At 47.1% G+C, this 24,304-nt stretch carries 24 protein-coding genes and 2 tRNA genes; 6 read left to right on the top strand and 20 right to left on the bottom strand.

What is annotated here, in order from left to right; all coding sequences use genetic code 11:
- Positions 1-3 precede the first annotated feature (3 nt).
- From ybeD to D3795_RS01120, 4 genes are read left to right on the top strand one after another with little or no spacing between them, the layout of a single operon-like run.
- Positions 4-270 carry a DUF493 family protein YbeD gene (ybeD, locus tag D3795_RS01135; RefSeq protein ID WP_156265783.1) on the top strand — a complete coding sequence of 89 codons (267 nt, stop codon included), beginning with the start codon at positions 4-6 and terminating at the stop codon, positions 268-270.
- On the top strand, positions 260-925 hold the full coding sequence (gene lipB, locus D3795_RS01130) for a lipoyl(octanoyl) transferase LipB (protein WP_156265782.1): 666 nt from the start codon (positions 260-262) through the stop codon (positions 923-925). Before ybeD ends, lipB begins: the two co-directional genes overlap by 11 nt.
- Positions 909-1,874 (top strand): lipoyl synthase, encoded by a 966-nt coding sequence (gene lipA / locus D3795_RS01125; protein ID WP_156265781.1) that lies wholly within the window; start codon positions 909-911, stop codon positions 1,872-1,874. The genes lipB and lipA overlap by 17 nt, the downstream gene beginning before the upstream one ends.
- Positions 1,871-2,272, top strand: coding sequence for an MAPEG family protein (locus D3795_RS01120; protein WP_156265780.1), 402 nt, complete (start codon positions 1,871-1,873; stop codon positions 2,270-2,272). Before lipA ends, D3795_RS01120 begins: the two co-directional genes overlap by 4 nt.
- Here the strand turns inward: D3795_RS01120 and D3795_RS01115 are convergent.
- From D3795_RS01115 to rlmE, 17 genes are all read right to left on the bottom strand, one after another.
- Positions 2,253-3,083 carry a hypothetical protein gene (locus tag D3795_RS01115; RefSeq protein WP_156265779.1) on the bottom strand — a complete coding sequence of 277 codons (831 nt, stop codon included), beginning with the start codon at positions 3,081-3,083 and terminating at the stop codon, positions 2,253-2,255. The genes D3795_RS01120 and D3795_RS01115 overlap by 20 nt on opposite strands.
- 10 nt (positions 3,084-3,093) lie before the next feature.
- On the bottom strand, positions 3,094-3,990 hold the full coding sequence (gene nlpI, locus D3795_RS01110) for a lipoprotein NlpI (protein ID WP_156265778.1): 897 nt from the start codon (positions 3,988-3,990) through the stop codon (positions 3,094-3,096).
- Positions 3,991-4,136: 146 nt separating this feature from the next.
- Positions 4,137-6,272: a polyribonucleotide nucleotidyltransferase gene (pnp, locus tag D3795_RS01105; RefSeq protein WP_156265777.1), complete on the bottom strand. Its 2,136-nt coding sequence runs from the start codon at positions 6,270-6,272 to the stop codon at positions 4,137-4,139.
- Positions 6,273-6,437: 165 nt separating this feature from the next.
- Complete coding sequence (gene rpsO, locus D3795_RS01100) at positions 6,438-6,707, bottom strand: 30S ribosomal protein S15 (protein WP_092855684.1); 270 nt, start codon at positions 6,705-6,707, stop codon at positions 6,438-6,440.
- Positions 6,708-6,828: 121 nt separating this feature from the next.
- Positions 6,829-7,770: a tRNA pseudouridine(55) synthase TruB gene (gene truB / locus D3795_RS01095; RefSeq protein ID WP_156265776.1), complete on the bottom strand. Its 942-nt coding sequence runs from the start codon at positions 7,768-7,770 to the stop codon at positions 6,829-6,831.
- Positions 7,771-8,190 (bottom strand): 30S ribosome-binding factor RbfA, encoded by a 420-nt coding sequence (gene rbfA / locus D3795_RS01090; RefSeq protein WP_156265775.1) that lies wholly within the window; start codon positions 8,188-8,190, stop codon positions 7,771-7,773.
- Positions 8,191-8,196: 6 nt separating this feature from the next.
- The gene (gene infB, locus D3795_RS01085; RefSeq protein ID WP_156265774.1) at positions 8,197-10,869 is read right to left on the bottom strand and encodes a translation initiation factor IF-2; all 2,673 of its coding nucleotides are present in this window, start codon (positions 10,867-10,869) and stop codon (positions 8,197-8,199) included.
- A gap of 23 nt (positions 10,870-10,892) precedes the next feature.
- Complete coding sequence (nusA, locus tag D3795_RS01080) at positions 10,893-12,392, bottom strand: transcription termination factor NusA (RefSeq protein ID WP_156265773.1); 1,500 nt, start codon at positions 12,390-12,392, stop codon at positions 10,893-10,895.
- A 24-nt stretch (positions 12,393-12,416) separates the two neighbouring features.
- Positions 12,417-12,875, bottom strand: a complete 459-nt coding sequence (gene rimP, locus D3795_RS01075) for a ribosome maturation factor RimP (protein WP_156265772.1) — start codon at positions 12,873-12,875, stop codon at positions 12,417-12,419.
- Positions 12,876-13,034: 159 nt separating this feature from the next.
- Positions 13,035-13,111 (bottom strand) — tRNA-Met (locus D3795_RS01070).
- A gap of 65 nt (positions 13,112-13,176) precedes the next feature.
- Positions 13,177-13,261 (bottom strand) — tRNA-Leu (locus D3795_RS01065).
- A 26-nt stretch (positions 13,262-13,287) separates the two neighbouring features.
- A complete protein-coding gene (secG, locus tag D3795_RS01060; RefSeq protein ID WP_156265771.1) occupies positions 13,288-13,614 on the bottom strand; it encodes a preprotein translocase subunit SecG in 327 nt (108 codons plus the stop codon).
- 3 nt (positions 13,615-13,617) lie between these two features.
- Positions 13,618-14,382: a triose-phosphate isomerase gene (gene tpiA / locus D3795_RS01055; protein ID WP_156265770.1), complete on the bottom strand. Its 765-nt coding sequence runs from the start codon at positions 14,380-14,382 to the stop codon at positions 13,618-13,620.
- 90 nt (positions 14,383-14,472) lie between these two features.
- Positions 14,473-15,813, bottom strand: a complete 1,341-nt coding sequence (glmM, locus tag D3795_RS01050; protein WP_156265769.1) for a phosphoglucosamine mutase — start codon at positions 15,811-15,813, stop codon at positions 14,473-14,475.
- Positions 15,810-16,628, bottom strand: coding sequence for a dihydropteroate synthase (folP, locus tag D3795_RS01045; RefSeq protein WP_156265768.1), 819 nt, complete (start codon positions 16,626-16,628; stop codon positions 15,810-15,812). The genes glmM and folP overlap by 4 nt, the downstream gene beginning before the upstream one ends.
- Before the next feature lie 59 nt (positions 16,629-16,687).
- Positions 16,688-18,613, bottom strand: coding sequence for an ATP-dependent zinc metalloprotease FtsH (gene ftsH / locus D3795_RS01040; protein ID WP_156265767.1), 1,926 nt, complete (start codon positions 18,611-18,613; stop codon positions 16,688-16,690).
- Between the two features lie 45 nt (positions 18,614-18,658).
- Entirely contained in the window at positions 18,659-19,285 is a 627-nt protein-coding gene (gene rlmE, locus D3795_RS01035) for a 23S rRNA (uridine(2552)-2'-O)-methyltransferase RlmE (protein WP_156265766.1), read from the bottom strand.
- An 81-nt stretch (positions 19,286-19,366) separates the two neighbouring features.
- Between rlmE and yhbY the strand changes: the two genes are divergently transcribed.
- Positions 19,367-19,675 carry a ribosome assembly RNA-binding protein YhbY gene (gene yhbY / locus D3795_RS01030; protein WP_156265765.1) on the top strand — a complete coding sequence of 103 codons (309 nt, stop codon included), beginning with the start codon at positions 19,367-19,369 and terminating at the stop codon, positions 19,673-19,675.
- Positions 19,676-19,681: 6 nt separating this feature from the next.
- Here yhbY and D3795_RS01025 read toward each other — a convergent pair whose 3' ends face one another.
- A complete protein-coding gene (locus D3795_RS01025) occupies positions 19,682-20,164 on the bottom strand; it encodes a helix-turn-helix domain-containing protein (protein ID WP_156265764.1) in 483 nt (160 codons plus the stop codon).
- Between the two features lie 150 nt (positions 20,165-20,314).
- On the opposite strand from D3795_RS01025, the gene D3795_RS01020 reads away from it, so the two are divergent.
- Entirely contained in the window at positions 20,315-20,584 is a 270-nt protein-coding gene (locus tag D3795_RS01020; RefSeq protein WP_156265763.1) for a helix-turn-helix domain-containing protein, read from the top strand.
- A gap of 22 nt (positions 20,585-20,606) precedes the next feature.
- Here D3795_RS01020 and greA read toward each other — a convergent pair whose 3' ends face one another.
- A complete protein-coding gene (greA, locus tag D3795_RS01015; protein WP_156265762.1) occupies positions 20,607-21,083 on the bottom strand; it encodes a transcription elongation factor GreA in 477 nt (158 codons plus the stop codon).
- Complete coding sequence (gene carB / locus D3795_RS01010) at positions 21,080-24,304, bottom strand: carbamoyl-phosphate synthase large subunit (protein ID WP_156265761.1); 3,225 nt, start codon at positions 24,302-24,304, stop codon at positions 21,080-21,082. Before carB ends, greA begins: the two co-directional genes overlap by 4 nt.

The following is a 24,304-nucleotide window of genomic DNA, read 5'->3' as shown; positions in this document are numbered from 1 at the left end:
AGCATGCAAAAAACACGCTTTGATGAGTTGGTAGAATTCCCATGTCACTTTACCTTTAAAGTGATGGGGCTTGCTGTACCTGAGTTACCAGACACCATTGTCGCGGTAGCGCAACAGCACGCACCCGGCGATTACTCGCCAACGGTTAAGCCAAGTAGCAAAGGTAATTACCATTCAGTATCGATCAAAGTTCAAGTCACGAGCCAACAGCATATTGAAGCGCTGTATCGCGCCTTAGCCGATATTGAAGAAGTTCGTTATGTCCTCTAAGTTAATTATTCGTCACCTCGGTCAACAACCTTATGAACCTGTATGGTCTGCTATGCAGACGTTCACCGATGAACGTGATGAAAATACAATTGATGAACTTTGGGTACTCGAACACGAGCCAGTTTTTACCCAGGGGCAAGCCGGTAAAGAAGAACACATTTTAGCGCCAGGCGACATTCCGATCGTGAAAGTTGATCGTGGCGGTCAAGTCACCTATCACGGCCCGGGTCAATTGGTCGTCTATTTCTTGCTCGATATTCGTCGTCGCAAGATGGGCGTTCGCCAGCTCGTCAATGCCATTGAAGATTCAATTGTGGCAATGATGGCAGAGTATGGTGTTGAGGCAGCAGCGCGTCCAGACGCTCCCGGCGTTTATGTGAACGGTTCAAAACTTTGTTCGTTGGGTTTGCGTATACGTAAAGGCTGTTCGTTTCATGGCTTAGCCTTGAATGTAGATATGAACCTTGAGCCATTTTTACGGATTAATCCATGCGGTTATGCCGGTATGCAAATGGTGCAATGTAAGGATTTGAATGGGCCGCAAAGTGTGAGCGAAGCGGCGCAGCATGTAACCCAAATTTTCGCACGACTATTGGGTTATGAACACACGACTGAAGAAACAGGATTCGCGAAAGATTATGTCAAAGCCAGTTAGAGTTGAACCTGGGGTAAAACTACGTGACGCCGATAAAATGGCGTTGATTCCAGTGAAGATTGTCCCTACTGAGCGCGACCAAATGTTGCGTAAACCAGAGTGGTTGAAGGTGAAACTACCCGCCTCCACTCAACGAATCGACGAAATCAAACAAGCGATGCGCAAACATGGTTTGCATTCAGTCTGTGAGGAAGCGTCTTGCCCTAACCTTGCTGAATGTTTTAACCACGGTACCGCAACCTTCATGATTTTGGGCGCTATTTGTACCCGCCGCTGTCCGTTTTGTGACGTTGCTCACGGTCGCCCTCTTCCAGTCGACCCAGAAGAAGCGGTTAAACTCGGCGCAACCATTCGCGATATGAAAGTGAAATATGTTGTTGTGACATCAGTTGATCGCGATGACCTTCGTGATGGCGGCGCACAACACTTTGCCGACTGTATTAAAGAGATTCGCGCACAAAGCCCTGGTATTCAAGTCGAAGTGCTAGTACCAGACTTCCGTGGCCGTATGGATGTCGCGCTAGAAATACTCGCTGATGAAGCTCCTGATGTATTTAACCATAACCTTGAAACTGTGCCGCGCATGTATAAAGCGGCGCGTCCTGGCGCTAACTATCAATGGTCGTTAGATTTATTGCAGCGTTATAAAGAAGCGCGTCCTGATGTTCGTACGAAATCTGGCTTGATGGTTGGTTTAGGTGAAACGAACGACGAGATCCTTGAGGTTATGCGTGACTTGCGCGCCCACGACGTTGATATGTTGACGATTGGTCAATATCTACAACCGAGCCGTCATCATCTGCCTGTGACACGTTACGTCACGCCTGCTGAATTTGATATGTTCCGCGAAGAAGGTGAGAAAATGGGCTTCACTCACATTGCATCTGGCCCACTGGTTCGCTCGTCTTATCATGCCGACATGCAGGCCGCTGGTAAGGAAGTTAAATGAGTATTCTCATTTGGTGCTTACTAATTGCAGGGCTATTGCCAATTGCGGCAAAAGCCCCTGTTGTGTATTTCCAGAACCGCGATAAAGGTTATGACAACCGCCATCCACGCGCACAACAAAGTCGATTAACCGGCGCTGGAGCACGTGCAGTTGCCGGGCACTACAATGCTTATGAAGCGTTCCCACTCTACGCTGCAGCCATTTTGTTGGTACTGGTGACCGAACAGGTGACTGAGCTAAACACCACTTTGGCCATTAGCTTTATCGGTTTCCGTGTCGCCTACCATATCTTTTATCTTGCGAACTGGGACAAGCTGCGTAGCTTGGTGTGGTTATTCGCCCTGTTGTGCCCGGTATTAATGATTGCGCAAACAGCGATTACTGTGGGCGCGCAATAAGCTCGAGATAGAGCGGTGGCCACTGGTTTATATCGTAATACTGCATCGGCGTCATGTCGGCTACCGGGCGCCATGCATATTTCCCCTCAACGGCATCACAAGTAGCAATCGCGTGCAACCCAACCATGTTTGCTAACGATCCTAACTGCCATTTATCTTCATTCACTGCTTTGGCTAACTGACGCCAATCATCAACAGCAAAATGCCATGGAAGCTGATGCCATAGCTGTTGTAACTCTGCACTCGACATCTGCAGCCTATCCGTAACAACGACATTAGCGCTAGCGTGATCATAGCGACCCGAACAGAAATTTTCAGCGAGTTCAGGTGCCATTGCATATTCGTCGGCTAAACCTAGCCAATGTCCTAATTCATGCGCCAATAACGACAGCGAAGCATCTGTTGGTAAGGTGATTTGATTCGGATAGCTACTGGCAAGCCCATGCTCAGCGGCAACAAAAAGAATTGAACGCGTTGACGACAGATCTTCATTGCTCGAATGCCAACCGCAGTTTGCACGTTGACGTGTGCCCGCTCGCTCGCAATGAAGTTGTTCAGGTCGATAGCGTTGTACTGAAAAGCAGTTCACGAACCGAGCCAGAGGGTGTTTGTGCCAGCGGGATAGATTATTTAATACTTGTTGTTCGTGTGATGTTGGTAAATAGAGAGTAACCGGCGCCATAACGCCGCATTGTTGCTGGGTAACACCAGTCGTTGGTGCCACTGTTTTCAACGCGAGATCATGAAGGTTCGCTGCACTAACGGCATGACTCAAAAGAGCGACCACGCCTGCAACAATTATTACTCTCACAATTGTACCGTTAGTTTGTTTTGGCGTTAGCTTCTAGCGCTTGCTTACTACGTTGCAATTCCAGGTTTGCATAGCGATATTCCAAAAACATGAATACATTCGTACTCATGGCTAAACGAAAGTACACCGATGCCGCAGCAAAATCGCCGTCTAACTGTTTGAGTTTACCAAGGTAGAAATAGGTCTCACACATACGCTCGGCAAGCGTCTCATCAGGCTTTAAATCCCTAACAGCAAAACCTTTTAAAAAGGTTTGCTCGTCGATAGCGCCGAGCATGAGATCAACTAAGCTCCAACCCCATTCGGTATTACCATACTCAACACGCCGTTGCGCGAGATTTAAGCGGGCGGCCATGGCATCCTGCTCAACTTCAGCCAAGAATAACCAAATAACACGATAAGGATCATCTGGTTGCGCTTCAAAAAACTGCTGGAAATCTTCAATAGCAAGCTCAATGCGCTCATCGTAATACGCATTGACGCCGCGGTTTAATACCGCATACGGGTGCTCTGGCTCGAGCTCTAATACCCCATCAAACATTTCGTATGCATAGCCGAACTCTTCCATTTGGGTGTAATGAATACCGAGATAATTGTAGGCATCGGCTAAGCGTGGGTTATATTCCAGCGCATGATTAAAATCAATTCGTGCCAGCGTCACTAAGCCAAGCGCATCATATAAAGAGCCTCGGCGATAGAGCAACTCGGCACGACTTTCTTCGGGCAACTCTAGATCGCGAGCAACAATTTCATTCAGCTTCGCAATTTCTAACTGATAACGAGCGTCAGGCTCTTGTGGTGTCACCACAAATAAATTGGTTAGTGCCGAATCTGGTGATTTTCCAGTTTGCGCACACGCACTCAACAGCATCATCAGCGCAATAACAAGCCCGAAACGGATTTTCATGAACGACTACCTTGTTGTGAAATTCTTAACAGCATCATAACGTAGATTACACTAAAAAACGAAAACTGACTGTTAAGAAACTTCAATAAAAAAGCTGTGTTCGGTTACCCAAACACAGCTTTTTCAATCACTAAGAACTAAAACACTTACTCGTCGTTTGAAGACTCTTCTGAGGCTTCTTGAGCAGGTGCTTCTGCTGGCTTCTCAGCCGCATCTTTCATGCTCAAACGAACGCGTCCTTGACGGTCAATCTCAAGTACCTTAACTGGTACGACGTCGCCAACCTTCAAGTATTCATTCACATCATTCACACGCTCTTCAGCGATTTGTGAAATGTGAACCAAGCCATCTTTACCAGGAAGAATCGTTACGAATGCACCGAAATCAACGATACGAGCAACTTTACCTTGATAAATGCGACCTACTTCTACTTCAGCAGTCAGCTCTTCAATACGAGCAATTGCTGCATCAGCAGATTCTTGGTCAGTGGCCGCGATACGAACGGTACCGTCATCATTAATTTCGATGTTGGTATTTGTGCTCTCAGTTAATTCACGAATAACTGCGCCACCTTTACCGATTACGTCACGGATCTTATCCGGATTGATTTTGATGGTGGTGTAACGTGGTGCGTAGTTTGATAATTCAGTACGTGCGCCAGAAAGTGCGTCATCCATCACATTCAAAATGTGTAAACGCGCTGCTTTTGCCTGTGCTAATGCAATTTCCATGATTTCACGGGTGATACCGTCAATCTTGATATCCATTTGCAATGCTGTCACACCTTCTGTGCTGCCAGCTACTTTAAAGTCCATGTCGCCCAAGTGATCTTCATCACCCAAGATGTCTGAAAGAACAACAAACTTGTCGCCTTCTTTCACCAAGCCCATCGCGATACCCGCGACCGATGACTTGATTGGAACACCTGCATCCATCAACGCTAACGAAGCGCCACAAACAGACGCCATTGAGCTAGAGCCGTTTGATTCGGTGATTTCAGAAACCACACGAATGGTGTACGGGAATTCTTCTTGTGACGGCATAACAGCCTGTACACCGCGCTTCGCTAAACGACCATGACCTATTTCACGACGCTTCGGCGAGCCAACCATACCTGTTTCACCAACACAGTATGGAGGGAAGTTGTAATGCAACATGAAGCGGCTATCAGTACGACCGGTCAAGTCGTCAATCATTTGCGCATCACGCTCAGTACCCAAGGTAGCTGTTACTAATGCCTGAGTCTCGCCACGAGTGAATACTGCAGAGCCGTGCGTACGTGGAAGCACACCAGTCGCCATATGCAATGCACGAACCATGTCTGGTTCACGACCATCGATACGTTTTTCACCAGCGATGATACGGCTACGTACAACGGTACTTTCAAGCGAATGGAACAAATCACCGATTTCCTTCGCATCTAAGGTTTCGTCTTCAGCAACCAATTTTTCAGTTACTTCAGCTTTCAATGCTGCGATTTGCTCGTAACGCTGTGCTTTCTCAGTGATACGATAAGCATCACCAATACCTTGCTCAGCCAATTCTTTAATTTTGTTCAGCAACGCATCATTGGTTGCCGGCGCTTGCCAGTCCCACTTCTCTTTGCCAGCTTCAGCGGCAAATTCGTTAATAGCGTTGATAACGGTTTGCATTTGGTCGTGACCGTAAACAACAGCACCTAACATGGCATCTTCAGACAATAATTGCGCTTCAGATTCAACCATCAATACAGCACTTGAGGTACCAGCTACAACTAAATCAAGCTTAGAAGTTGCCAGTTCATCCATAGTTGGGTTAAGCACGTATTCATCGTTAACCACACCAACGCGCGCAGCACCAATTGGGCCAGCGAACGGAACGCCAGAAATCGCTAATGCGGCAGAAGTACCAATCAACGCAACAATGTCAGGGTTAATCTGTGGATTAACTGACACAACGGTTGCAATTACTTGTACTTCGTTGTTGAAACCTTCAGGGAATAATGGACGAATTGGACGGTCGATTAAGCGTGACGTTAACGTTTCGTTCTCTGATGGACGGCCTTCACGCTTGAAGAAACCACCAGGGATTTTACCGGCAGCGTAAGTACGCTCTTGATAGTTCACGGTAAGTGGGAAGAAATCTTGACCTTCTTTAGCATCTTTTTTAGCAACAACGGTTACCAATACGGTGGTGTCGTCCATGCTTGCAAGTACTGCTGCTGTTGCTTGACGCGCCATCGCGCCAGTTTCTAACGTAACTGTATGTTGACCATACTGAAATTTCTTTGTAATCGGATTCACGTGTTATTTTCCTTTCTTCTTTCTCTCATGCGTTATTCGTTACTCGTTATTCGTTATTCGTCTTGGCCTTAAAACGATTAACGAATAACTAATAACGATTAACGCCCTTTGCTTTTCATTAAACAAAAAAGGGGCCACAACAGGGCCCCTTTGCTCGAACAGTGCTTAGCGACGTAAACCTAGTCGCTCAATCAGGCTTGCATAGCGCTGATTGTTTTTACGCTTCAAGTAATCCAACAACTTACGACGTTGGCTAACCATACGTAACAGACCACGACGTGAGTGGTGATCTTTTGCGTGTTCTTTAAAGTGGCTTTGCAGCTCGTTAATGTTTGCAGTTAACAAAGCAACTTGAACCTCTGGAGAACCAGTGTCGTTTTCGCCTTGACCGTATTCTTTAACGATTTCCGCTTTTTGTGCCGCAGTTAGTGACATATCTTACTCCTGATTGTTTAAGAATGTCAGTGCCAATCACTAATTCAGCACCGACGAAATCGCTGTGGATTATACGCATGAATGCGCCCAAACGCAATGCCAACAACGGTTAAACTCGGTTTTACAGGTTCAGTACGCGCTTCGGTGAAAGAACACCGTTTTGCCAAATACCGATACCAAGAAATTCACCACTTGCAGCATGAAAGACCCGCCAAGGCGCGTCGCCCGGCGGTGCATCCAAAGTTATTTTTGCCGGGTTACCACTTTGAAAGCGTAAGGCGTTAGCAGCATCGATAGAAACGGCTTGAACTTGGCGAATCACGCAATCATTGGGTTGTAATAGCAGGTCAAGCGCCGCGTAGTCATCGGCTTCGCGATTCGTTTGCTCGGCAATTTCAGCAAGCTCAGCTAAGCTCAGCATCGGCCCTTCAACACCTTCAATCCAGCTCCGATGGAGTTCCTGAACATAGGCGCCACAACCCAAAAACTGGCCCATATCGTCAATTAGTGTACGAATATAGGTACCTTTCGAGCACGTCACTTCCAAGGTCAGTTGATGATTTGCCCATGCGATAAAGTTGATGTTGTGAATCGTGATTTGACGCGTTTTACGCGGTACTTCAATACCTTGGCGTGCATACCAGTACAGCGGACGCCCTTCGTACTTCAACGCCGAATACATGGATGGTGATTGCTCTTGCGTACCCACAAAATGCGCAATGGCTTGGTCTATTTGCTCTTGCGTGAGCGACTCTAATGCGGCTTGTTCACAGCGCCACGCCACCTCACCTTCAGCATCACTGGTAGTTGTTCTCGCACCTAACTGTGCGACAACGCGATAGGTTTTATCCGCCTCTAACGCAAAGTGCGATACTTTCGTCGCCTCACCAAAGCACAACGGTAACAAGCCCGTCGCTAATGGATCTAAAGCACCGGTATGCCCCGCCTTATTGGCATTAAAAAAACGCCGCACTTGCTGGAGTGCGGCGTTTGATGTGATATCACGGGGCTTATCTAACAAAATCACGCCACTTACATTGCGGCCCGATTTACGTCGTCCCATTTATTCGTCTCCGTTTGAGTCCGGTTTCGTTTTGGTGCTGTCGTCAGCATCATCGCTACGCTGCGAATCACGACGAATGGCTTCATCTACCAAACGCGACATACGAATCCCCTCATTCAGTGAAGGGTCGTGAACAAAACGCAGTTCAGGGATAATGCGTGCTCGCACACGCTTACCTAACAACGAGCGGATAAAGCCTGACGCATCGTTCAACACTTTCAGTGCTGTTTTCACGTAAGCTTCATCGTCGTTAAAGAAGGTCACGAATACTTTTGCATAAGCAAGATCACGTGATACTTCAATCTCGGATACTGTGACCATTGACACGCGTGGGTCTTTAATTTCACGCTGCAATATCATCGCGATTTCGCGTTGGTATTGCTGACCCACTCGGTCAGTACGGCTAAAGTCTTTTGCCATATTGGTTTATAGGCTCCGCTCTACTTGAACTGTTTCAAATACTTCGATTTGGTCACCGACTTTCACGTCGTTGTAGTTCTTCACGCCAATACCACATTCCATGCCGTTACGAACTTCTTGTACGTCATCTTTAAAGCGACGTAATGAATCAAGTTCGCCTTCAAAGATAACCACGTTATCACGAAGAACACGAATTGGTGCCGAACGCTTCACGATGCCTTCAGTAACCATACAACCAGCAATTGCGCCAATTTTCGGTGACTTAAATACATCACGAACTTCTGCCAAACCGATGATTTGTTGTTTGAACTCAGGTGAAAGCATGCCACCCATGGCCGCTTTAACTTCGTCAATCAAATCATAGATAACGCTGTAGTAACGCAAATCAACAGCTTCTTGCTCAATGACACGTTTAGCTGAAGCATCAGCACGTACGTTAAAACCAACGACGATAGCGTTCGAGGCGCTTGCCAACGATGCGTCAGTTTCAGTAATACCGCCAACACCGCTACCGATAATATTCACTTTTACTTCATCAGTAGAAAGCTTCATCAATGAGTCAGCAATTGCTTCCAAAGAACCCTGTACATCTGATTTCAATACGATGTTCAGTTCTTTCACGTCGCCTTCAGCCATATTCGCAAACATATTCTCTAGCTTCGCTTTCTGCTGCTTCGCTAGTTTAATTTCACGATATTTACCTTGACGATAGTTTGCTACTTCGCGTGCTTTACGCTCATCTTTTACCGCAGTCGCTTCATCACCGGCTTGCGGTACACCCGATAAGCCAAGAATCTCGACCGGAATTGATGGGCCAGCTTCTTTAATATCTTTACCGTTCTCATCGCGCATCGCACGAATACGGCCATATTCAAGACCACAAAGAACGATATCACCTTGGCGCAAAGTACCCTCTTGAACCAACACTGAGGCAACTGGGCCGCGTCCTTTATCAAGACGTGATTCAATCACAATGCCTTTCGCCATGCCGCTAGCATTAGCTTTTAGATCAAGTACTTCGGCTTGCAACAACACCGATTCAAGCAACTGCTCAATACCTTCACCGCTATGTGCAGATACAGGTACAAACATCACATCGCCACCCCACTCTTCAGGGATAACATCGCGTTGCGCTAATTCATTCTTCACGCGGTCAGGATCAGCTTCTGGCTTATCCATTTTGTTGATTGCTACAACCACTGGAACGCCTGCCGCTTTCGCGTGCTGAATCGCTTCCAAAGTTTGTGGCATCACGCCATCATCCGCTGCAACTACCAAGATAACGATATCCGTTGCACTGGCACCACGAGCACGCATTGATGTAAACGCTGCGTGACCTGGTGTATCCAAGAATGTAATCATGCCGTGGTCAGTTTCAACGTGGTATGCACCAATGTGCTGAGTAATACCACCGGCCTCACCGCTTGCTACTTTCGCCTTACGAATGTAATCAAGTAAGGATGTTTTACCGTGGTCAACGTGACCCATAACGGTAACAACTGGCGCACGTGACACCTGATGTTGGTTTGTCTCTTCATCACGGTCTGCAAGAATTTCTTGCTCAAGCGCGTTTTCGCTCACCAACACCACTTTATGACCCATTTCTTCAACAACCAAAGAGGCCGTTTCTTGGTCTAATACTTGGTTAATTGTGACCATCTCACCCATTTTCATCATGGTTTTGATCACTTCGCCAGCCTTCACCGCCATGCGGTTAGCTAACTCACCAACAGTAATGGTTTCACCAAGCTTCACTTCACGCTCTACAGGTGCCGCTGGCTTATTAAAACCATGCTGCAACGTTGAGCGCTTAGAACCTTTGCGACGTTTTTCACGACGCGGCGCTTCATCACGCTCATCATCTTTACCACGACGCTTGGTTTTATTGCGACGGGCACGACGCTCTTCACCTTCGTCTTGCTCATCTTCCGCGGCTTGCGCAGTCTGCGAGGTGGTAAAGTGAACTTCTTCTTGCTCAGCTTTCTTACGTTTCGCTTCTTCTTCTTGCCAACGCGCTTCGTTTTCTTCAGCTAAGCGACGAGCTTCTTCAGCCTGGCGTGCAGCTTCTGCTTCTGCTTTTTTGCGAGCTTCTTCTTCTTGCGCCTTGCGTAAACGCTCCGCTTCTGCTTTCGCTTCATCAGCTTTCTTACGCTCTTCAGGCGTCATTGCTGCACGTTTTTCAGCTTCAGCCTTCGCCTTCGCTTTTTCTTTCTCTTTGCGTGCAGCTTCTTGCTTCGCTTTTTCTTCTGCAGCTTTTGCGTCAGCTTTTGCTTTCGCTTCCGCAGCAGCTTTTGCTTCTTCTTCTTTACGTTTCGCTTCAGCAGCTAAACGCTCTTGCTCTGCTTTTTCTTGATCAGCCTTTTGCTGCTCTTCAAGCGCAGAACGTTTCACGTAAGTACGTTTTTTACGTACTTCAACTTGCACTGATTTACTGCGGCCTGGGCCACCACCAATGCTTAACGTGCTTTTTTCTTTTCGCTTCAACGTCATCTTGGCAGGCTCACTTGGACCACTACCACCATGCGATTTATTTAAATGGGCTAACAGGGCCTGTTTTTCATCTTCGTTGACACGGTCGCCTGGCTGCTTTTTCATGCCTGCTTCCGCAAACTGTTGCACCAAACGATCAACTGTCGTACCGACGTCTTTAGCTAGTTTATCCAGCGTTACTTCTTCCATAGTCTCTAGTACCCCCGTTGATCTTATTCTTCGTTACCGAACCAGCAGATATTACGTGCTTGCATAATCAGCTCGCCTGCTCGCTCTTCGGTTAACTCGTCAATTCCGGCTAAATCATCGATGCCTTGCTCAGCAAGGTCTTCTAAGGTAATGATGCCACGACTTGCGAACACATAAGCTAAGTGACGATCTAAACCTTCAAGGTTTAACAACGTCTCATCTGGTTCAGCACTTTCTAATGATTCTTCGTTAGCTAATGCTTGCGTCGTTAATACGGCTTTCGCACGAGTACGCAATTCTTCAACGATATCTTCATCCATACCTTCGATGTCTAATAACTCATCGACTGGTACATAAGCGATTTCTTCAAGTGTTGAGAAGCCTTCGTCGACAAGTACAGACGCAAAATCTTCATCGATATCGAGTTTAGACGTGAACAAATCTAAAACTTTTTGCGCTTCAGCTTGGTTCTTCTCGGTAAACTCGTCAACTGACATCACGTTTAACTGCCAACCCGTTAATTGACTTGCCAAGCGCACGTTCTGACCAGCTTTACCGATAGCCTGTGCCAAGTTGCCTTCTTCAACCGCGATATCCATGGTGTGTGCTTCTTCGTCAACAACAATTGACGCAACTTCAGCAGGAGCCATTGCGTTAATAACGAACTGTGCTGGGTTATCATCCCACAGCACGATATCAACACGCTCACCACCGAGTTCGCCTGATACCGCTTGAACTCGTGCACCACGCATACCAACACACGCACCAACAGGGTCGATACGACGGTCGTTACTTTTCACGGCAATTTTTGCACGTGAACCTGGATCGCGCGCTGCGCCACGAATTTCAATCATTTCTTCGCCAATTTCTGGCACTTCAATGCGGAACAACTCAATCAAGAAGTCAGGATGTGTTCGGCTGACAAATAATTGCGCGCCGCGCGCCTCTGGACGCACGTCATACAATAAACCGCGTACTCGGTCACCAGCACGGAATGATTCACGTGGCAATAACTCTTCACGATAAATAATCGCTTCCGCATTGTTACCCAAATCAAGAATCACGTGTTCACGCGTCGCGCGCTTCACGATACCACTAACAAGCTCACCAACTTGATCGCGGTACTCGTCAACCACTTTAGCGCGCTCAGCTTCGCGTACTTTTTGCACGATAACTTGTTTTGCGGTTTGCGTGGTAATGCGGTCAAATTCAATTGATTCGATCTGTTCTTCAACATAATCGCCCGCATTCACTGTCTCATCTTCATATTGAGCAGCAGCTAAGCTAATTTCTCGATATGGATGCTCTAATGGTTGCTCACTATCGTCGACCACTAACCAACGACGAAACGTATCAAACTCGCCGGTTTGGCGATTGATACTTACGCGAACATCGATATCACCTTCGTATTTCTTTTTAGTTGCGTGCGCAAGCGCAGATTCAAGCGCCTCAAAGATTTTCTCTTTTGACACGTCTTTTTCGTTTGAAACCGCTTCTGCAACCAATAAAATTTCTTTTGCCATTGTTTTGCCTCGCCTACGCAATCCTTAGTTGAACTGAGGAACTAAATGAGCTTTCTTAATTGATGATTGCGCTACCTTCAGCGTCTCGCCATCAACATTGAATTCAATATAATCGCCATCAACAGCGACAATTATACCTTTAAACTTACGTTTTCCTTGCTGCGCCATCGTCAGCTCAACGGCTGCCGTTTCGCCTAAATAATCAGCATACTGATTGGCTTTAAAGAACGGACGCTCCATACCTGGGGACGATACTTCAAGGAAGTATTCACTTTTGATTGGATCTTCAACGTCCAAAATTGCACTCACCTGATGACTAACGTCAGCACAATTATCCACACTGACACCATCTTCGTGATCAATGTAAACGCGTAATGTTGAGTGTTTTCCAGCGCGCACAAACTCGACGCCCCACAGGGTAAAGTCTAAGGCGGCGACTGCCGGTTCTAACATGTCAAATAAACGGTCTTCCATTCGAGCCAAGTTTGCTAACTCCTAAAAACAAAAAAGGGCGTAAACGCCCAGTGTTATTGACTGCCAACTCAAACTAATACATCACGATTAGTTTGCCGCAGCAAAGGTCACATAGTAAAAAGCCCCGAACTGCTGCGGGGCTTTTAAAACACTGGACCCTTTTGTAATTGGTTGCGGGGGCAGGATTTGAACCTACGACCTTCGGGTTATGAGCCCGACGAGCTACCAGACTGCTCCACCCCGCGTCCGAAAACGTGTCCACATTATAAGGGTTTCGACTTGAAACCGCAACCGTGGCCGGTTGCTAATTTGGTGCGGATGGCGGGACTTGAACCCGCACGCCCGAAAGCACTACCCCCTCAAGATAGCGTGTCTACCAATTCCACCACATCCGCAAAACTTGAACGCTTACAGCGTTGTATTAATTGCCGCCAGGAACGTCGCTGTCGTTCGCTGGAACAGCTGGCACTTCTTCAACCGGTACTTCAATTTCGTCAAAGTTGCTCTTAGTATCGCCGTTACCTGAAGACAGGTTACCTAGCACTAAGCTAAGAACGAAGAAAACAACAGCTAAAATTGCAGTAGTGCGCGTTAAAAAGTTACCTGAGCCGCTCGAACCGAACACGGTGTTTGATGCACCAGCACCAAATGACGCGCCCATATCAGCTCCTTTACCCTGTTGGATCATAATGAAACCAATCAGAATTAAGGCAACAATTAAGTATGCAATCAATAAAATTTCGTACATAACTTATTTACTCCGGGCTTGTGCAGCGTTGCAAATCGCAACAAATTGTTCTTCGACTAAGCTTGCGCCGCCTATCAAACCACCATCAATATCAGCCTGAGCAAACAATTGCTCGGCATTGTCAGCTTTCACGCTACCACCATACAAAATTTGTAGGTTGACGCCTGAAGGCCCGAATTTTTCACCTAACCAGTTACGAATAAAGGCATGCACTTCTTGTGCTTGTTCAGGACTCGCTGTTAAGCCAGTACCAATAGCCCAAACTGGTTCATAAGCAATCACGATACGCTCACATTGCTTGCGCGACGCTAATGCTTCAGCTAACTGTGATGCAACCACGTCAAACGTTTGTTGCTGTTCACGTTGCTCTGCACTCTCACCAACACAAAGCACCACTGTCATCGTTGATTCATCAAGAATCTGATTCACTTTGGCAGCAATTCGTTGCGCATTATCGCCATAGAATTGACGACGCTCAGAGTGACCAACTAACACCATGCTTGCACCGGCCTCGGCTAATAACGCTAAACTGTGTTCACCCGTATGGGCGCCACTGGCGTTCTCATTAGCATCTTGAGCACCAAGTTGAATGTTGTCGTAAAACGCGGCTTGTTGCCAAGCTGGCAGTAATACGGCCGGCGGACATACCACCACACTAACATCCGCATGTTGCGCTGAACTGTCGCGAAGTGCTTCAGCCATGGCCGTGACCAACTGACGGTCACCGTTCATTTTCCAGTTAGCTATAACTAACGGTTGGCGTTGCATCTAAACCTCTGACTTCGTTGAGAGCGGCGAGATATTACATAACCTCGCCGCAACTTACAAGCAGTGAATGCGGAAATAATGCTTCACTGGTTAATTACTAGCCGCTTCCACTTCACTGGCTATTTCTTCGGCGAATTTGCGCACAGTTTTTGCGTCTTTACCTTCCACCATGACGCGAATCAATGGCTCGGTGCCTGACTTGCGCAATAACACCCGGCCATTGTTGCCCAACGCCCGTTCGACTTCTTGAACCACTGCTTTCACCGTGTCAGCTTCCAACGGGTCAGAGTCAGAGTTAAATCGTACATTCACCAGTGCTTGTGGGAACTTCACAAAGTTTTCCAACAGTTCATCAAGGCTGCGACCTTCACGCTGCATTGCCGTTAGTACTTGCAAACCAGCAATAATACCGTCGCCCGTACTGTGGAACTGACGATTGATGATATGCCCAGAATTTTCGCCACCAATGCGCCAGTCGCGCTTCACCAGTTCTTCCATGACATAACGATCACCAACTTTCGCTCGCACAAACGGAATTCGACGATCAGTGAAGAATTTTTCCAGCGCAAAATTGCTCATTAAGGTGCCAACAATACCGCCCTGTAATAAGCCATCTTGCTGGGCCGCACGCGCTAGAATATAAATAATATCATCACCATCAACAATGCGACCGCTGGCTGTGACCATCATGATGCGATCACCGTCACCGTCAAGCGCAAAGCCAAGATCAGCTTTTTTCTCTAAAACTTTCTCGCGCAAAGCATCGAGATGGGTTGCACCACATTTTTCGTTGATGTTCACGCCATTTGGCTCAGTACCAATTTCCCATATATCGGCACCCAGTTCTTTCAGCACGTCTGGGGCGATGTGGTACGTTGCGCCATGCGCGCAATCCACAACAATTCGTAGCCCTTTTAGCGACAAATCCGACGGGAAGACGCTTTTACAAAACTCGATATAACGACCCGGTGCATCATCAATTCGACTCGCACGCCCCATATTTTCGGATGGCACGCAGCGAATGGGTTCATCTAAAAGACGCTCAATTTCAGCTTCTACGCTGTCGGGTAATTTACTACCCGAATCAGAGAAGAACTTAATGCCGTTATCGTAATAAGGGTTGTGTGATGCGCTGATCACAATGCCTGCTGCGGCACGAAAATTTCGCGTCAAATAAGCGACCGCAGGCGTCGGCATTGGCCCTAGAAATTCGACGCTCACGCCGGCTGATAACAGCCCTGCTTCCAGTGCTGACTCCAACATATAGCCCGACAAGCGGGTGTCTTTTCCAACTAATACACGTTGATTACCACTAGCCGACAACACCGTACCTGCTGCCCAACCAAGTTTCACAGCAAAATCTGGGGTAATCGGAAAATCACCGACGCGACCACGTACACCGTCGGTGCCAAAATACTTACGCTGACTCAAGCGAATTCTCCAGCCAAGGTTGCTGCAACGACCTTCATTGCATCAACCGTTTCCTTGACATCATGCACACGAATAATCTGTGCCCCTTTCATTGCGGCAATCGTTGCCGCGGCAATGCTACCTGCTAAGCGCTCACTCACCTCGCGCCCGGTCACCTGACCAATCATCGACTTGCGTGACATGCCAATCAATAGCGGTAATTGCATATCATGCATTGCCTGTAGTCTTTGTAGCAGCTGGTAATTATGCCTGACTGATTTACCAAAGCCAAAGCCTGGATCGAGATAAATGTTGTTTTTTTGTATTCCCGCATTCACACAGGCTCTAACCCGGGCATCTAAAAATTGCTTCACCTCGTTCACTACGTCGTCATAACGCGGTTCATGTTGCATCGTACGTGGCTCACCCTGCATATGCATAAGACAAACTTTCACCTCAGGTGATGACGCGAGTAATTGCTCTGCACCTTCGTCGCGCAATGCATTGATGTCGTTAATCATGGCAATATTCAGTTTCAATGCTTCTGCCATCACTGCGGTTTTACAAGTATCCACCGAAATCGGTACATCAAAGTTAGCTTGCAACTTTTCGATAATCGGCAACACTCGATCGAGCTCTTCGGCGACACTCACACCTTTACTACCAGGACGTGTCGATTCACCGCCGACATCAAGCCAAGCAGCACCATCTTGAACCATTTGTTCGGCTTGCCTTAGAGCTTGATCAACTTGATTAAATTTACCGCCATCTGAAAACGAATCCGGTGTGGCATTTAAAATGCCCATTACCTCTACATGTGTGCGTGTATCAGCCATCAGTCATACCTATTATTGTTCAAAAAAAAGCCCCGCTTTACGGGGCTTTTCAAAACTGATTAACTTGCTGGCGTGTCACCAGCTGGTTTGCTTGTCGACACTGGTTGGCTACCTTCAGCCTTACCATCATCGCCGCCCGATTTGTTGTTATCGCGTTGCTGCCAGTCACGAGGCTCACGAACATCGCGACGATTCATCAAATCGTCAATCTGATCGGCATCAATGGTTTCATATTTCATCAACGCATCTTTCATCGTGTGCAGAATATCAACGTTCTCTTCCAAGATACGTTTTGCACGATCGTAGTTGCGATCAATGAACAATTTCACTTCTTGGTCAATCGCACGCGCAGTTTCATCAGACATATGTTTGTGCTGAGTGACCGAACGACCTAAAAACACTTCGTTCTCGTCATCAGCATAAAGCAGTGGCCCCATTTTCTCAGATAGACCCCACTGGGTAACCATCTTACGAGCGATTTGGGTTGCACGTTCAATGTCATTAGAAGCGCCAGTCGTTACTTTCTCATCGCCGTATATTAATGCCTCGGCAATGCGGCCCCCGAACAAGCTCGAGATCATACTCTCCAGATGTTGCTTGGAGTGGCTAACGCGATCTTGTTCCGGCAAATACATCGTCACGCCGAGCGCACGTCCACGCGGAATAATTGACACTTTGTATACCGGGTCATGCTCTGGCACCAAGCGACCGACAATGGCGTGACCTGCTTCATGATAAGCAGTCATCGCTTTCTCATCTTCAGTCATCACCATAGAGCGACGCTCTGCACCCATCATGATTTTGTCTTTGGCTTTTTCGAACTCTTCCATAGCAACAATTTTCTTGTTGCCACGTGCTGCAAACAACGCAGCTTCGTTCACCAAGTTTGCCAAATCAGCACCAGAAAAGCCGGGTGTACCACGCGCAATAACAGACGCATCAACATCTTTACCTAAAGGTACTTTGCGCATGTGCACTTTCAGAATTTGCTCACGACCACGAACGTCTGGCAAGCCAACCACAACTTGGCGGTCAAAACGACCAGGACGCAACAGCGCAGGGTCAAGAACGTCCGGACGGTTGGTTGCGGCAATAACGATAATGCCTTCATTGCCTTCAAAGCCATCCATCTCTACAAGCATCTGGTTCAAGGTTTGCTCACGCTCATCGTGACCACCACCTAAACCCGCACCACGCTGACGGCCAACGGCGTCAATTTCGTCGATAAAAATAATACACGGCGCTGCTTTCTTTGCTTGTTCAAACATATCGCGCACACGTGATGCACCAACACCAACGAACATTTCAACGAAGTCAGAACCTGAAATCGAGAAGAATGGGACGCGCGCTTCACCAGCGATTGCTTTAGCAAGCAACGTTTTACCTGTTCCCGGAGGACCAACCATCAACACACCTTTCGGAATTTTACCGCCAAGGTGCTGGAACTTGGTTGGATCTTTTAGGTAATCAACTAGCTCGCTAACCTCTTCTTTCGCTTCGTCACAACCAGCAACATCGGCAAAGGTTGTTTTAATTTGGTCTTCGCTCATCAGGCGCGCTTTGCTCTTACCAAACGACATCGCGCCACGGCCACCACCGCCCTGCATTTGACGCATGAAGAATATCCATACACCAATTAACAGCAACATTGGGAACCACGAAATAAAGATTTGCGCCAAAATGCTTGGCTCTTCTGGCAGCTTACCGTTTACTTCAACATTGTTTTCTAACAAGTCATCGAGCAACTTTGGATCGTACTGGGTTGGCACCACGGTGGTAAATTGTTCGCCACTGCGTGATTGAGCCTTGATCATACGACCGTCGATATCAACCGACCGTACACCACCATTGTGTACTTGATTGATGAATTGGCTATAAGCCACTTGTTGACCATTAGCACCGCTTTGACTGAAGTTGTTGAAAACAGTCATTAAAACAACGGCTATGACCAGCCATAAAATGAGATTTTTTGCCATATCGCTCAAAGCTGACTACCTCTTGTTTGCATTTGTAGCACGCCTTACAGGGTACTACAGTTTGTAACCGGTCGCTACCAGATACACTTCTCGTGAACGGGCTCGCGATGAGTCTGGTTTACGCGTCTTCACAGTCGTAAACGCAGCGCGGACGTTCTTCAAAAACTCTTCAAAACCTTCGCCATGGAATACTTTGACGACAAAACTGCCATTTGGTTTCAGCACCTGATGACACATATCTAGGGCCAATTCAACAAGATACATTGAACGTGGTAAATCGACATTGTCGTTACCACTCATGTTCGGCGCCATATCTGACAATACTACATCTACGTTTTTGCCACCAATTCGGCTCAATAATGCGTTTAAAACTTCCTCGTCGCGGAAATCACCTTCCAGAAAGTCGACCCCTGCAATCGGATCCATCGGCAAAATATCGCAAGCAATAACTTCGCAGTTGCCATGCAGTGAATCTACAACAAACTGCGACCAGCCGCCCGGAGCGGCACCGAGATCGACCACAGTCTGCCCTTGCTTTAATATGCGATCTTTCTGCTGTATCTCTTCTATTTTAAATACAGCACGCGAGCGATACCCCTTTTTCTGTGCTTTTTGCACATAGTGGTCGCTAAAATGTTCTTGGAGCCAGCGTTTGCTGCTGGCGGAGCGTTTTTTCGTCATGTTTCTCTTACCAAACTGGCTTCTTCTACCCAGATGGCGGTAGAATAGCGGAAATTCAAGTCATTCGATGGGATATATTACATGGCAACGGCCGTAACCTTAAGCAATAAACAAAAACAGCACTTAAAATCATTAGCTCATTCACTAAAACCAGTTGTTCTTTTGGGCGCAAATGGCCTTACCGAAGGCGTGATGGCAGAGATTGAATTGGCGCTCGAGCATCACGAATTAATTAAAGTGAAAGTGCCTGATGAAGACCGTGAGATGCGTGAGAAAATCTACGCGACCATTATCGCACACACTGGTGCGACAAAAGTACAAGTGGTTGGGAAAATTTTAACCATGTACAAACCAAGCCCGGCTGCGAAAATTCAACTGCCGCGCGCTTAGTTTCCATTATTTACTGTCTGTCTGCGCTGTAGCGAGAGCTAATGCAACTTGTTGCAGCGCCGTTTCTAGTAACATCGCATCACCACGCCGCTTAAAAAATGTCTCCGCCATAAACTGACGGTTTTGCTCTGTCATTGGCACTTGAAACCGCTCCATGATTGGTTCGACAAATTCCAACGCTTTTAATGTGTCTGCCACCGACGGCGTCGAATACGCCACACCTTCATTTTCTGTGACAGTCAAACTCACACCGGGGTAAAGCAAGTCGACATTAGGTGCAAATAACCAATCCAACGACACATTCTGTCGCAAAAGACCTTCTATAACTCGATCATAATTGATGGAGCCTCGGCGCTTCCAGTTACTGTAAGTGCTTTCGGGTAGCCCTAACCAACGCATAACGGCGCTCGCCGAGGTCTGTTTTGATACCAATTTTAATCGTTCAATGCAGGTATCAATATCTGGCAAATCAAAGTTGCTTTTAGCCATAGTCTGTGGTCTATTTCATTTAACCTGTCATTTGAATGTTTTGAGCGTATTTTGGTGTCAAATGACAGATTTAACCTTAAATTGAGTTATTTTTAGAGTTCTTTGTGAGCTTCAATTTCACTAACCTTGAACAGATAAGCACTATACCTGATGGACAGTAAACAAATCAAAAAGGAATTAATGCGCCGCGGCTTTGATTTTTCAATGATCGCTGAAGCATTGGATAAGAGTCCGTCGCTGGTCTCTAAAGTGGCATCGCGTAAAGCTCGTTCACAGCCAGTTGCATTAGCGATCGCAAAGGCCTTAGGAATGGAAATTGATGAGGTATTCCCAGATATCGATGCCTATCATCACCAACCGATGACAGCCGAGCAGCGCAAACAAAAACAGCGCGAACTAGTCGCGCTGTTAAAAGACTGACGGAAAAGCTTAGTATCGCTCGCTAAATGTATTCAACCTTCACGACTTCGTATTCAACTTCACCGTTTGGTGTATTCACGCGAGCGACATCATCAATCTCTTTACCAATGAGCGCTCGCGCAATTGGTGAATTAATTGAAATAAGATTCTGCTTAATATCAGACTCATCATCACCGACAATGCGATAAGTCATCTCCTTATCAGTAACCGTGTTGTAAACAGTCACGGTCGCGCCAAAAATCACCTTGCCTTGATTTGGTACTTTGGTCACATCAATAATTTGTGCATTAGAAAGTTTCGCTTCAATCTCCTGAATACGACCTTCACAAAACCCTTGCTGCTCTCGCGCTGCATGGTATTCAGCATTTTCTTTAAGATCACCATGCTCACGCGCATCTGCAATCGCTTGGATAATACGCGGTCGATCTTCAGTTTTTAATCGCTTCAATTCCTCCCGCAGCATCTCCGCGCCGCGGGTGGTCATTGGAATTTGATTCATCGTTCTAAAACCCTTTTGTGCAATGATTGAAGTGAATTCACACGCGCACGGTCATCGGCGGTGTTGGCTTTCACTGTGGCAAACGCTGCATTTAATGTTGTGGTATAGGTTACTTTATTCAAGAGCGCTTCACGGCGAATATAGACTGAGTCTTCAATTGCCTGACGCCCTTCAACTGTATTGATTATGTAACTGTACTCGCCGTTTTTGATTGCATCAACAATATTCGGACGGCCCTCTTGTAGCTTGTTCACAACAGAGCACGCGATGCCTTCATCGTTTAACAGTTTTGCCGTACCGCGAGTCGCTTCGAGGCTAAAGCCCAACCCAATCAGTCCGCGCGCCAAATCGAATAGACGTGCTTTGTCACCGTCACGTACCGACAATAACGCTTTACCTGCTTTTGCTAATGCTTCGCCGGCACCGAGGTTAGCTTTAGCATAGGCTTCTTCAAAGCTCTCACCTACGCCCATAACCTCGCCGGTAGAACGCATCTCAGGGCCGCGAATTGGGTCAACACCTTGGAACTTAGCAAATGGAATAACAACTTCTTTCACTGAGTAATAAGGCGGAATGACTTCTTCGGTATAGCCTTGCTCAACTAACGACTGACCAACCATCACGCGCGCGGCAATTTTTGCCAACGGCAAACCAGTCGCTTTAGATACAAATGGCACTGTACGAGCCGCTCGTGGGTTTACCTCAATGAGATAAATTTCGTCATCTTTAATCGCAAACTGCGCATTCATCAGGCCGTTAACGCCAAGTTCAAAGGCCAGCTTACTCATCTGATCGCGTAATTCGTCTTGAATCTTGTCACTCAATGAGTACGGCGGCAACGAACATGCCGAGTCACCAGAGTGAACACCCGCCTGCTCAATGTGCTGCATGATACCGCCAATCAACACATCTTTGCCGTCACAAATTGCGTCAACATCAACTTCAATCGCGTTATCTAAGAAGCGATCGAGTAGTACTGGTGCTGAGTTCGAAACTTTCACGGCATCTGTTAGATAACGCAGCAAGTCACTCTCGTCATAAACGATTTCCATTGCGCGGCCACCCAGTACATAAGACGGGCGAACCACCAATGGATAACCAATACGTTCTGCTTCGCGTAAGGCCTCATCCACTTTGGTTACAGTCGCGTTTTCTGGTTGTTTCAAACCTAAACGGCGCACGGCACCCTGGAAGCGCTCACGGTCTTCAGCGCGGTCAATCGCATCTGGCGAGGTACCAATAACCGGAACACCGTTCGCTTCAAGCTCACGCGCTAATTTCAATGGTGTTTGGCCACCATACTGAACAATCACACCCTTTGGTTTTTCGACGCGAACAATTTCCAACACGTCTTCTAGCGTGATTGGTTCAAAGTATAAGCGATCAGAGGTATCGTAGTCGGTTGAAACGGTTTCTGGGTTACAGTTCACCATAATTGTTTCGTAACCGTCTTCACGTAACGCTAGAGCTGCGTGTACACAGCAATAGTCAAATTCAATACCTTGGCCGATACGGTTTGGACCACCACCGATGACCATGATTTTGTCTTTGTCGCTTGGCGCAGCCTCACACTCTTCATCGTACGTTGAGTACATGTAAGCTGTGTCTGAACGAAATTCTGCGGCACAGGTATCGACGCGCTTGTAAACGGGGTGAATGCCTAACTCGTTACGACGACGGCGCACTTCAGTTTCAGCCACGTCGAGCAAATCAGCAATACGCTTGTCAGCGAAACCTTTGCGTTTCAATAAACGCAACGCATGCGCATCCAGACCCGCCATACCGAGCTTTTGTACTTCTTCTTCAAGCAGCACAATTTCTTCAATTTGAATGAGGTACCATTCATCAATGCGCGTCAGTTCAAATACTTCATGAACCGTCATCCCTAAACGGAATGCATCGGCAATATAGAAAATACGCTCGGCACCTGGCTCTTTCAGTTCACGAATCACTTTACCGCGTGCTTCTGGGTCGTTAATGTCGACCATCGGATCGAATCCAGATACGCCTATCTCCAGTCCACGCAACGCTTTTTGCAATGACTCTTGCTGGTTACGACCAATAGCCATCACCTCACCCACTGATTTCATTTGGGTGGTGAGACGGTCGTTACAACCTGCAAACTTTTCAAAGTTAAAGCGAGGAATCTTAGTCACAACGTAATCTAACGCAGGCTCAAACGAAGCTGGAGTTACGCCACCCGTGATTTCGTTTTCAAGTTCATCAAGGGTATAACCAACAGCCAATTTCGCTGCAACTTTCGCAATTGGGAAGCCAGTGGCTTTCGATGCTAACGCAGATGAACGTGATACCCGTGGGTTCATCTCAATCACAACCATACGACCAGTATCAGGACAAACACCGAACTGAACGTTTGAACCACCGGTTTCAACACCAATTTCACGCAATACAGCCATCGCTGCGTCACGCATCAACTGGTACTCTTTGTCGGTTAATGTTTGTGATGGCGCTACGGTGATTGAGTCACCGGTGTGAATACCCATAGCGTCAAAGTTTTCAATGGCACAGACGATAATGCAGTTGTCTGCACGGTCACGTACCACTTCCATTTCGTATTCTTTCCAACCAATTAATGATTGGTCGATGAGTAATTCTTTCGTCGGTGATAAATCTAAACCGCGACGACAAATTTCTTCAAACTCTTCACGGTTATAGGCGATACCACCGCCGCTTCCACCCATGGTGAAACTTGGGCGAATAATTAGTGGGAAGCCGAACTCTTCTTGAATTTCAAAAGCTTCTTGTAAATTGTGAGCAACCTTTGCGTTCGGTGTTTCAAGCCCAATAGCTTTCATTGCCTTATCGAAGCGGTCGCGATCTTCCGCTTTGTCGATGGCGTCCGCATTAGCGCCAATCATTTCAACGCCATATTTCGCCAATACGCCATGCTTATCGAGCTCTAGCGCACAGTTTAATGCTGTTTGACCACCCATAGTTGGTAACACAGCGTCAGGGCGTTCCACTTCAATAATCTTCGCAACAACTTCCCAGTGAATCGGCTCAATGTATGTCACATCGGCCATTTCAGGATCGGTCATGATGGTTGCTGGGTTCGAGTTCACCAAAATTACCCGGTAACCTTCCTCACGTAGCGCTTTACAGGCTTGAGCACCAGAGTAGTCGAACTCACAGGCCTGGCCGATAACAATCGGACCAGCACCAAGAATTAGAATGCTTTTAATGTCGGTACGTTTTGGCAT

The sequence above is a fragment of the Pseudidiomarina andamanensis genome, assembly GCF_009734345.1.
GTDB lineage: Bacteria > Pseudomonadota > Gammaproteobacteria > Enterobacterales > Alteromonadaceae > Pseudidiomarina > Pseudidiomarina andamanensis.
The sequence above is the reverse complement of the archived record's forward strand: the minus strand, read 5'-3'. Positions and strand labels throughout refer to the sequence as shown.